This is a genomic window from Streptococcus sp. 79, assembly GCF_013277425.1.
In the GTDB taxonomy this organism is placed as follows: Bacteria; Bacillota; Bacilli; order Lactobacillales; family Streptococcaceae; genus Streptococcus; species Streptococcus pseudopneumoniae.
Window position 1 is genome coordinate 18,292 of record NZ_VMMW01000084.1, and the last position, 9,504, is coordinate 27,795.

Annotated in this window: 12 protein-coding genes and 3 pseudogenes; 1 reads left to right on the forward strand and 14 read right to left on the reverse strand. The window is 40.1% G+C overall.

Annotated elements, in window-relative coordinates; translation table 11 throughout:
- Nucleotides 1-115 precede the first annotated feature (115 nt).
- The 8 genes from HT729_RS09850 to HT729_RS09885 all read right to left on the reverse strand — a co-directional run bounded on the left by HT729_RS09850 (nucleotide 116) and on the right by HT729_RS09885 (nucleotide 6,028).
- Nucleotides 116-577 (reverse strand): ECF transporter S component, encoded by a 462-nt coding sequence (locus HT729_RS09850; protein ID WP_000814970.1) that lies wholly within the window; start codon nucleotides 575-577, stop codon nucleotides 116-118.
- On the reverse strand, nucleotides 555-1,328 hold the full coding sequence (locus HT729_RS09855) for a bifunctional hydroxymethylpyrimidine kinase/phosphomethylpyrimidine kinase (protein ID WP_000794755.1): 774 nt from the start codon (nucleotides 1,326-1,328) through the stop codon (nucleotides 555-557). Before HT729_RS09855 ends, HT729_RS09850 begins: the two co-directional genes overlap by 23 nt.
- Nucleotides 1,318-2,067 (reverse strand): tRNA pseudouridine(38-40) synthase TruA, encoded by a 750-nt coding sequence (gene truA / locus HT729_RS09860; protein WP_000199190.1) that lies wholly within the window; start codon nucleotides 2,065-2,067, stop codon nucleotides 1,318-1,320. The genes HT729_RS09855 and truA overlap by 11 nt, the downstream gene beginning before the upstream one ends.
- A 312-nt stretch (nucleotides 2,068-2,379) precedes the next feature.
- Nucleotides 2,380-3,531 (reverse strand): MFS transporter, encoded by a 1,152-nt coding sequence (locus HT729_RS09865; protein WP_138703593.1) that lies wholly within the window; start codon nucleotides 3,529-3,531, stop codon nucleotides 2,380-2,382.
- A 239-nt stretch (nucleotides 3,532-3,770) separates the two neighbouring features.
- The gene (locus tag HT729_RS09870) at nucleotides 3,771-4,400 is read right to left on the reverse strand and encodes a Pr6Pr family membrane protein (RefSeq protein ID WP_000033949.1); all 630 of its coding nucleotides are present in this window, start codon (nucleotides 4,398-4,400) and stop codon (nucleotides 3,771-3,773) included.
- Nucleotides 4,401-4,402: 2 nt separating this feature from the next.
- On the reverse strand, nucleotides 4,403-4,741 hold the full coding sequence (locus HT729_RS09875; RefSeq protein WP_001061585.1) for a zinc ribbon domain-containing protein YjdM: 339 nt from the start codon (nucleotides 4,739-4,741) through the stop codon (nucleotides 4,403-4,405).
- Nucleotides 4,742-4,871: 130 nt separating this feature from the next.
- Nucleotides 4,872-5,543 carry a (d)CMP kinase gene (gene cmk / locus HT729_RS09880; protein ID WP_000849384.1) on the reverse strand — a complete coding sequence of 224 codons (672 nt, stop codon included), beginning with the start codon at nucleotides 5,541-5,543 and terminating at the stop codon, nucleotides 4,872-4,874.
- An 8-nt stretch (nucleotides 5,544-5,551) separates the two neighbouring features.
- Nucleotides 5,552-6,028, reverse strand: coding sequence for an SAG1386/EF1546 family surface-associated protein (locus HT729_RS09885; protein ID WP_001040899.1), 477 nt, complete (start codon nucleotides 6,026-6,028; stop codon nucleotides 5,552-5,554).
- 51 nt (nucleotides 6,029-6,079) lie between these two features.
- Here HT729_RS09885 and HT729_RS09890 point away from each other — a divergent pair, with 51 nt between their 5' ends.
- Nucleotides 6,080-6,283, forward strand: coding sequence for a ferredoxin (locus HT729_RS09890; protein WP_172925684.1), 204 nt, complete (start codon nucleotides 6,080-6,082; stop codon nucleotides 6,281-6,283).
- A gap of 63 nt (nucleotides 6,284-6,346) precedes the next feature.
- Here HT729_RS09890 and HT729_RS09895 read toward each other — a convergent pair.
- The 6 genes and pseudogenes from HT729_RS09895 to HT729_RS09915 all read right to left on the reverse strand — a co-directional run.
- Nucleotides 6,347-6,448 (reverse strand): annotated as a pseudogene (locus HT729_RS09895) (group 2 glycosyl transferase); the annotation flags it as partial.
- 38 nt (nucleotides 6,449-6,486) lie between these two features.
- Nucleotides 6,487-7,131, reverse strand: coding sequence for a hypothetical protein (locus HT729_RS09900; RefSeq protein WP_000949237.1), 645 nt, complete (start codon nucleotides 7,129-7,131; stop codon nucleotides 6,487-6,489).
- Between the two features lie 174 nt (nucleotides 7,132-7,305).
- Nucleotides 7,306-7,497 (reverse strand): annotated as a pseudogene (locus HT729_RS12615) (glycosyltransferase); the annotation flags it as partial.
- Nucleotides 7,498-7,680: 183 nt separating this feature from the next.
- Nucleotides 7,681-8,259, reverse strand: a pseudogene (locus HT729_RS12620) (glycosyltransferase family 2 protein); the annotation flags it as partial.
- A complete protein-coding gene (galE, locus tag HT729_RS09910) occupies nucleotides 8,243-9,262 on the reverse strand; it encodes a UDP-glucose 4-epimerase GalE (protein WP_172931979.1) in 1,020 nt (339 codons plus the stop codon). The gene galE and the pseudogene HT729_RS12620, both read right to left, overlap by 17 nt.
- Nucleotides 9,241-9,504: hypothetical protein (locus tag HT729_RS09915; RefSeq protein ID WP_172931976.1), on the reverse strand; the 264-nt coding region annotated here is incomplete at its 5' end. The genes HT729_RS09915 and galE, both read right to left, overlap by 22 nt.

Sequence of the window (9,504 nt, forward strand, 5' to 3'; positions counted from 1 at the left end):
TTCAATTTCACTAGAAAATGAGGAAAATCTTCCCACAATAAAACGCATAGTATCAAGCTTTTCAAACCTGATACTATGCGTTTTTCTTATTTGAAAGACTTTTGACTCAGCCTCTTTACTTAATCTTCTTGATACTTTGACTAAGGATAAATCCTACAATCATCCCTACCATATTTTGCATGAAATTTGGTAAAATTTCTGGTAGGGCTGCTGCCCAGCCATTCATCAATGTAGAACCCAAGGCGTAACCCCCTACCATGGCAATCGTTGCTAAGATAAGGCCTAACCACTGAGTTTTTCCTTTAAATCCTGCGAAAAATCCCTGCAAGCCATGGTTGACCAAGCTAAAGAACATCCACTGAGGATAGCCTGATAAGAGGTCAATCAAGAAACCTGCTAGTCCTCCGACTACAGCTCCTTCACGACTACCAAAGTAAAAGGCCGCAAAGAAAACACCCGCATCTAAAAGAGTTAGAATACCTGTCGGTGTTGGAATTTTTAAGAAATAGCCTAGAACCACAGAAAGGGCGGTTAAGAGGGATACAAGGGCGATTTTAGTTGTTTTGGTTTGCTTCATATTGTCTTACTCCATACTGATCTGCTTGTGCAATGGCACGGTAAACGAAAGCCTTTGAGCTTTCTACTGCTGGTAAAAGTTCATCACCTTTGACTAGATGACTGGCAATGCTGGAAGCAAAGGTACAACCTGCACCAGCATTTTGCCCTTGAATGACAGGATTTTCTAGAACTGTAAAGTTTTGTCCATCATAAAAGACATCCACAGCCTTGTCCTGACTAAGGCGATTGCCTCCCTTAATAATGACTGCTGGCGCTCCTAAATCATGCAATTTCTGCGCTGCAGTTTTCATGTCTTCCAAGGTTTTGATTTCTTGACCAGCTAATAATTCTGCTTCTGGGAGGTTAGGCGTAATCACACTGACATAAGGGAAAAAGCGAATCAACTCTTGGCAAAGTTCACTAACTGCTACGTCGTGCGTTTCCTTGCAGACCAAGACAGGGTCCAATACCACAGGCACTCCTGGGCGTTTCTTGATAAAGTCCAATGCCTTCTCAGCCACACTGACAGTAGGGAGAAGACCAATCTTAATTCCCCCAAACGCCACATCACGCAAGCTATCCAATTCATGTTGAAAAATGGTATCGTCAGTTGGAAAGACTTCAAATCCTTTTTCTGTCAAGGCTGTCAAACAAGTCACTGCTACAAAGCCATGCAAGCCGTTCAAAGTATAGGTAGCCAAATCAGCTGACAGGCCACCACCACTAAAAATATCATTTCCAGAAAGTGCTAAAATACGATTATTCTTCATAACGAATCTCCTTTAAATATAAACCATTTGGTGCTGCAGTGGGACCTGCAAGCTGCCTGTCCTTTTTCTCCAAGATGAGGTCAATCTGCTCTACTGGCATACGCTTGTTGCCGATTTTGAGCAGTGTCCCCACCATATTGCGAATCTGTTTATACAAGAAACCATTTCCTGAAAAGGTAAAAGTCAAAAACTGGCCTGTCTCATCAACCCTAAGACTGGCTTCTGTAATAGTGCGAACCTTATCCTCTACACTAGTCCCAGAGGCTGTAAAGCCAGTGAAATCATGGGTTCCTTCTAGCTTTTTGACGGCCTCCTGCATCCTCTCCACATCAAGTGGGTAAGGGAAGTGGGTGGCATAGTGACGGCGCATGGGATTTTTGGGACGTCCTCTATCCACGATAAACTCATAGGTCTTGCTATGCTTAGCATAACGGCAATGAAAATCATCCGCTACCAGATCAATCGAAATCACATCAATATCTTCAGGGGACTGGGTGTCCAAGGCAAAGCGAAGTTTTTCCTCATCCATTTGATAGGGCAAGTCAAAATGAAGCACCTGTCCCAGAGCATGAACCCCACTATCTGTCCTACCAGCACCGTGAACAGTAATAGCTTGCCCTTTATTTAACCTGGTCAAGGTTTTTTCAATTTCTTCCTGAACGCTACGCGCATGAGGCTGGCGCTGAAAGCCAGCAAAGGCATAACCATCATAGGAAATAGTTGCTTTATATCTCGTCATAACCTCTATTTTATCAAGAAATTAGTCTGTAAACAAGGACCTAAAACAAATATTGTATGGGTATAAAAATCTCATACTCTTCGAAAATCTCTTCAAACTACGTCAGTTTCCATCTGCAACCTCAACACACTATTTTGAGCAACCTGCGGCTAGCTTTCTATAGTAGATTGAAATAAGATATGAATAATTCTATTAGGAAAGTCAAATTAATTTCTAGAAATATTTTAGCAGCTACAGCGTACTATTCCAAACTCAATCAACTATGCTCTTTGATTTTCATTGAGTATCAAAAGAAAAACTTAGGAATCAATCCTAAGCTCTCTTCTGAAGTAGGTACATGACAAAGATAGAGATTACAATCAACCAACCTCCTAAGATACTAAAGACCAACATCCCATTGTGAGTTAGTAAGCCAATTGCACCTAGAACGAATGGGGTCGTAAAGGCTCCGAAACTACAGCCTAATACAGCAAATGAAGTTGCTTGATTGAGGAGTTTAGCTGGAATTCGTTCAGAGACAAGTTGAAAGACCGTCGTCAAGACTACACTATAGGCAAATCCAGCCAGAACACTTCCTGCTACTACCACCCACAAGGATGGAGACAAGGCAATCACGATTTGCCCCAAGCCAAATGTAATACCAGACCAGAGGAGCAGTTTCTCTTTAAAGATAGAAATCAAGAAAGAAAAACTCACTCCAGCCACAATCCCGATTAACTGCATGAGACTAAGAACAAAACTAGATAACTGGGCATCCCCCAATCCTCTTTCCACCATCAAACTTGGAATACGGATGGTAATAGCTGTATTGGTACAAACTACAGCTGCCGCTTCGATAGCTAGGGTAAAAATCAAGCCTTTCATTTCTCGAGTTAAACGACTTGCTTCCTTCGCTCTTTTCTTGACTTCTTTCTTTGATTTTCCATAAGGGACAAAGAGCAGATAAAGGGGCAGCACCAAAAATCCAGCACTATAGGCTAGAAAGATAGCTGTCCAACCAAAGGCCAACAACTGACCGACGGCCAAGGTAATGAGAGAAGCTCCAACGACCTCTGCAGAAGCGCGTAGCCCTAACATCTGAATTCGCCTTTTTCCTTGATAGCGTTCACTGATAATAGAAATGGCCTTGGCATTGATCATCCCAACACCTAAACCAAAAAGAAGCCGTGTTCCAAAGACAAAGGAATAGGCTTGGTACCAGAAGGGAGCTGTACCGCTCAATGATAAAATCAGCAAGCCCAAACTAATCTGTAAGCGCTCAGGAAATATTTTTTCTAAGAAACCATTTAGCAGTAACATCATCATGATTCCAAAGGAAGGCAAGCTCACCAAGAGCTCAATTTGTTCCTTAGAATAACCCTGATAATAGTCAAACATGGCTGGTAGGGCACTCGAAATGGAAAAGGAGGTAATCAAAACGAGGGAGAGAGCCAAAATGCTGGCCCGTTCTAAAAATTGTTTCATGAAATCTCTTTCTATATTTCTCTTAATCTTCTACTTTTTTGATAGTTATCAAAAAAGCAAGAAAAGAAGAAGCCTCATTGGTACACAGACTCCTTCTCAAACTCGAAAATGAATCCCTTGTGTCTTATACTCAATGAAAATCAAAGAGCAAACTAGGAAGCTAGCCGCAGGCTGCTCAAAACAGTGTGTTGAGGTTGCAGATGGAAACTGACGTGGTTTGAAGAGATTTTCGAAGAGTATTAGAATGACTTTCTCTTGATTTGCTTAATAAAGTAGAAGATAAATCCTGCTACCATATAGGCAACAAAGATAATCAGACACCACTTGAATACGACATCCCAACCCTTGTTCACATTTAAAAAGAAGTAAGGGAAAGGATTATCCTTGGCATTTGGAATATTGAGTTTTAGAACCAAGCCATTAAAAAGAGCAAACATCATATACAGCAAGGGTAAAATGGTCCACACTGCTGGATCCCAAATCTTATATTGACCCTGTTTGTCAAAAAAGAGGGTATCCGCTAAAAACCAGATGGGAACGATATAGTGGCAAAGGAAATTTTCTAGGGTATAGAAATTAGTCGCAATGGGCGCCAAGAGGAAATGGTAAATCACACAGGTAATCATGATACTCATGGTGACCCCACCTTTTAAGCGCAAGAGACTTGGCCTTTGCCAATTTTCACCTACACGGCTCATAACCTTTAGAAGATAAAGGGTAAAAATAGTTACCAAGAGGTTGGACAGAACCGTGTAATAGAGAAGCATCCCAAAACCACCATGCTTAGTAATTTCAAGATAAACTCCCGTAAAAGCCGCTAGAAACAAGAAGATACGGCTATAAAATACAAGTTTATAGTGTTTTGACATGCTTAAATCTTCCTCACAAACTCTGATTTAAGTTTCATGGCACCAAAACCATCAATCTTACAGTCGATATTGTGGTCGCCTTCTACGATGCGGATATTTTTCACGCGCGTCCCTTGTTTCAAATCTTTTGGCGCACCTTTTACTTTCAAGTCCTTGATGAGAGTTACTGTATCACCATCAGCCAATTTATTTCCGTTGGCATCGATAGCGACAAGACCTTCTTCTGCTTCTGCAACTTCAGCAGGATTCCACTCATGAGCACACTCTGGGCAAACCAGTAGGGCACCGTCTTCGTAGACATACTCTGAGTTACATTTTGGACAATTTGGTAAATTGTTCATAGTTTCTCCTTATCATCATTCACTATTCTTTGAAAATCAAAATTTCTCGAACAGCAACTATTATACCCTAAAATCAGCATTTTGACAAATTTAGAAAAAAACCGATATCCATCTATCGGCTTTTCTACATTTACATTCTTTTTTCAGCTTCTGATTTGATTTTTTCAACTACTTCTTGAATGTTCAAGCCAGTTGTATCAAGATAGACAGCGTCCTCTGCTTGTTTAAGAGGAGAAGTCTCCCGATGACTATCCTTATAGTCACGCGCAGCAATTTCCTTTTTTAGGGTTTCAAGGTCTGTTTCAATTCCCTTGGCAATATTTTCCTTGTAACGGCGCCCTGCTCTCTCATCAACAGAAGCTACTAGGAAAATTTTCAATTCTGCTTGTGGCAATACAACAGTTCCAATATCGCGACCATCCATGACAATCCCACCTTGCTGGGCAATTTCTTGTTGGAGAGAAACTAGTTTCTCACGCACTTGAGGAATTGCTGCAATAGCAGAAACATGATTGGTCACTTCATTTTCACGGATAGGATGGGTAATATCCACATCTCCTACAAAAACAAGCTGGTCTCCAGTTTCTGAACGTCCAAAGCTGATTGGATGCTGGTCCAACAAGGTTAGAAGGGCTTCGACTTCTTCAACTCCTAATTGGTTCTTAAGAGCCATATAGGTCGCTGCACGATACATAGCTCCTGTATCAAGGTAGGTGAATCCAAAATCCTTAGCAATAATCTTTGCGACCGTACTCTTACCGCTGGAAGCAGGACCATCAATAGCAATTTGAATTGTTTTCATATCGGCTCCTATTTTATTTTTATAACATCACCTGGATTAGCAAACCAAGATCCTGTAGCCATGTGCCCAGGATTCAAGGCCTCTAACTGAGCAATGGAGATTCCTGCACGAGCGGCAATAGCTGCTTCCCCTTCTCCTGCGAGAACTTTAATCGTTCCTTCAGGATTAGCAGCTTCTTCTGAACTACTAGAAGTAGATTCTGGCTCTGAACTCTGCTCAGGCTGAGAACTGCTTGAAGATGAGATTTGTACTACACTTGCATCAGAATCATGAAAGTCTTTTAAGGCTGCTGTGCGATTACTCCCCCCCGATGATAGATAGATGAGAACGATGACCATCACCACCACAATTACAAAGAAAATACTAGCTAGGATCGTCAAAATACGATTAGCCATCCTATCAGCCCCTCCGTGGTTTCGATGCCGACGCTCTGCTCTTGCTTCTTCTTGATCATAAATATCTTCTTGCCACGGTTCTTTTGCCATACCTTACTCCTTGTTTTTTTTTACTTTTCTTATTACAATATAAATATGAACATGAAAATCACACTTATACCTGAACGATGCATCGCCTGTGGGCTTTGCCAAACTTATTCTGACTTATTTGATTACCACGATAATGGAATCGTGCGTTTTTACGATAATCCTGACCAACTGGAAAAAGAAATTTCTCCTAGTCAGGATGTCTTAGAGGCTGTTAAAAACTGTCCGACACGTGCCTTGATTAAAAATCAACACTAATCTCTCATAGTAAATTGACAAGAACGTTTCACTCTTTCTAGTTTAGCATATTTCCATGTAAAATTATAGTCTTTTCACTTTATTTTTTTCTGTAAAATCAGGAAGATCACTTTTTTCTTTAACGAGATAAAGTGGTCTTTTTTTAGTCTCCAGATAAATCTTACTGCAACTTATAATCTAAATTCCTCAATGAGAATAGACTTCTACCATTCTATTTCCTTTACCCTTTTTACAAATTCATTCCACTCTCGTCTACAATCTTTAGATAGGCATATATCCGTATAATTGAACGATAAATCTTTAATATTCTTCCACCAATCAAAAGAATTTCCCGCTTCTTCTGTTTCTATTCTTTTGTTAACTACTTCAACAATTGTATTATCTATCTCTTCCTTGTCATCTAAACTTAGAAATCTCCATTCAATTCCATTTGTATAAATTACTTTTTTATACCATAAAAGGTCTCCAATAAGTTGTCCCATCTCTCCAGTTATATGTTCAAAACTGTTCGATATGGTTGATTTGATTTTTTCCTCTGTAATTAAACTATAATTTAAATTCTTAACTTCCACGCATCCTCGAAGTTCCTTCCATTCTTCAATTTTTATACTTTTCCTAGATTTGTTTTCATAAGTCTTATCTAAAATAACTATATCAGGAAAATTACTTAGACCATAATAAATTTGTCCCAAACCCCTTCTTTGTCTTCCGAAGACATATCTTTTTGATAAACTATCTTTTAAAGTTGGCTTAATTATATCAGCAACTAAAGGATACAGTTCAACCTCTACATAATTTTGTTTCTTTATTAGCCCGATTTCTTCAGTATAATCCTCTTTACTTAGCATAAAATAACCCTCCTGAATGTTTTATTTATTAAGTTATCGTCTTTGCAGTAAATTTATTCCACATAGTTCATTTATATCATGTCAAATCCCTAATTTTTTTAAAAATCACTCAAGTTCCAGACCAAAAGAATTATAATTACAAAAAAGTGACTGCGCCAGATAATTCCTACTTTTTCATGATCTATGATAACTTTTTTCTTTGATAAGATAAAGTGGTCTTTTTTTAGTCTCCAAATAAATCTTACTGATATATTTACCGAGAATCCCAATAGTCAAGAGTTGAATGCCTCCAAGAAAGAGAATAACAGCCATCAGAGAGGTCCAACCAGATGTCGAATTGCCCAAAATGAGGGTTCGAACCACGACAAAAAAGGTCATAAGCAGAGAAATAAAACAAGATAGGAGACCAGCTACAAAGGCTATAATCAAGGGAAAATCTGAAAAGTTAACAATCCCTTCAATAGAGTAGAAAAAGAGTTGCCTAAAACTCCAACTGGTCTTGCCAGCCTGCCTTTCGACATTTGGATAGTCCAGATAGTGGGTTTTAAAGCCGACCCAGGCAAATAGTCCCTTAGAAAAACGATTGGACTCGGTCAAACTTAAAATAGCATCGACTACAGACCGTCTCATCATACGAAAATCACGAACACCTGAGGGCAAGGCTACTGGGCTAATTTTTTGCATGAGGCGGTAAAAGAGATTAGCACAGAAACTGCGAAAGAAGGGTTCTCCCTCCCGACTAGTTCTCCGTGTTCCTACGCAGTCCAAGTCTGCATTTTGGTCTAGTAAATTTTTCATCTCTAGCAACATACTAGGAGGATCCTGGAGATCTGCATCCATCACCACCACCAAATCTCCTGTCGCATATTGTAAACCTGCATACAGTGCTGCTTCTTTACCAAAATTTCGTGAGAAAGAAATATAATGTACTACCGGATTTTGTTCCCGATAGGCCTTTAAGAGTTCCAAGGTTCCATCACTTGATCCATCATCGACAAAGACATACTCGATTTCTGTTTCCAAGTCAGGAATCAGAGCTTCCAGAGCCTGATAAAAAAGAGGAAGTACTTCCTCTTCGTTTAAACAGGGGACAATGATTGATATCACCATCTTAGTCTTCGAATCCATTTGGATGCTTGCTTTGCCAACGCCATGTATCTTCACACATTTGGGTGATGCCGAGTTCTGCTTCCCAGCCCAGTTCTGCTTTGGCTTTTGCAGGATCTGAATAGCAGGCTGCGATATCCCCTGGGCGACGGTCTACGATGCGGTAAGGAATTGGGCGTCCCACTGCTTTTTCCATATTTTGGATAATTTCAAGAACTGAGTAGCCTTTACCTGTTCCAAGGTTATAAACGTTTAGGCCTGAACCTTTTTGGATTTTTTTCAGAGCTGCGACGTGACCTTTAGCCAAATCGACAACGTGGATATAGTCACGAACACCAGTTCCATCTTCGGTATCGTAATCGTCTCCAAACACTTGCACTTGCTCTAATTTCCCAACAGCTACTTGAGTCACATATGGCAAGAGATTGTTTGGAATACCATTTGGATTTTCTCCCAAATCTCCACTCTCATGGGCTCCGATTGGGTTAAAGTAACGAAGCAAGACCACATTCCATTCTGAATCTGCCTTGTAGATATCCGTCAAAATTTTCTCAAGCATAAGCTTAGTGCGGCCATATGGATTGGTCACTGAAAGTGGAAAATCTTCCAAGATGGGCACTGTGTGCGGATCCCCGTAAACTGTCGCAGAAGAACTGAAAATAATGTTTTTACAGTTGGCTTCTTCCATGGCTTTCAAAAGGCTAAGAGTTCCTGCTATATTGTTGTCATAGTAGGCAAGAGGAATACGAGTAGATTCTCCAACAGCCTTCAAGCCAGCAAAGTGAATGACCCCTGTTGGTTCTTCTTGTTTGAAAATGTCACGAAGAGTATCTATATCACGGATATCTGCCTCATAGAAAGGTACTTCAACTCCTGTAATTCTCTCAACAACTTCTAAACTTTTGCGATTGCTGTTGACAAGGTTATCCACCACAACAACCTGATGACCTGCTTGGATTAACTCAATAACAGTGTGGGTTCCGATAAAACCTGCTCCACCCGTTAGCAAAATCTTTTCTTGCATCTTAATTCCTCGATTCTCGGATTATTTTTTCTTATTTTACCATTTTTGATAGGGAATGTCATTTGCCATCCTAGAGGGTAAGATAAAATTTCAGTAAAATGCTTATACTCTTCGAAAATCTCTTCAAACAACGTCAGCTTCGCCTTGCCATGGGTATGGTTACTGACTTCGTCAGTTCCATCCACAACCTCAAAACAGTGTTTTAAGCTGACTTCGTCAGTTCCATCCACAACCTCAAAACA

Bases quoted from the DNA above. Each gene is read 5' to 3' on its own strand.
- HT729_RS09890 (WP_172925684.1), top strand. From the start codon at position 6,080: ATGAAAATCACACTTATACCTGAACGATGCATCGCCTGTGGGCTTTGC.
- HT729_RS09855 (WP_000794755.1), bottom strand. From the start codon at position 1,328: ATGAAGAATAATCGTATTTTAGCACTTTCTGGAAATGATATTTTTAGT.
- HT729_RS09870 (WP_000033949.1), bottom strand. From the start codon at position 4,400: ATGTCAAAACACTATAAACTTGTATTTTATAGCCGTATCTTCTTGTTT.
- truA (WP_000199190.1), bottom strand. From the start codon at position 2,067: ATGACGAGATATAAAGCAACTATTTCCTATGATGGTTATGCCTTTGCT.
- HT729_RS09885 (WP_001040899.1), bottom strand. From the start codon at position 6,028: ATGGCAAAAGAACCGTGGCAAGAAGATATTTATGATCAAGAAGAAGCA.
- HT729_RS09850 (WP_000814970.1), bottom strand. From the start codon at position 577: ATGAAGCAAACCAAAACAACTAAAATCGCCCTTGTATCCCTCTTAACC.
- HT729_RS09900 (WP_000949237.1), bottom strand. From the start codon at position 7,131: ATGCTAAGTAAAGAGGATTATACTGAAGAAATCGGGCTAATAAAGAAA.
- HT729_RS09865 (WP_138703593.1), bottom strand. From the start codon at position 3,531: ATGAAACAATTTTTAGAACGGGCCAGCATTTTGGCTCTCTCCCTCGTT.
- cmk (WP_000849384.1), bottom strand. From the start codon at position 5,543: ATGAAAACAATTCAAATTGCTATTGATGGTCCTGCTTCCAGCGGTAAG.
- galE (WP_172931979.1), bottom strand. From the start codon at position 9,262: ATGCAAGAAAAGATTTTGCTAACGGGTGGAGCAGGTTTTATCGGAACC.
- HT729_RS09875 (WP_001061585.1), bottom strand. From the start codon at position 4,741: ATGAACAATTTACCAAATTGTCCAAAATGTAACTCAGAGTATGTCTAC.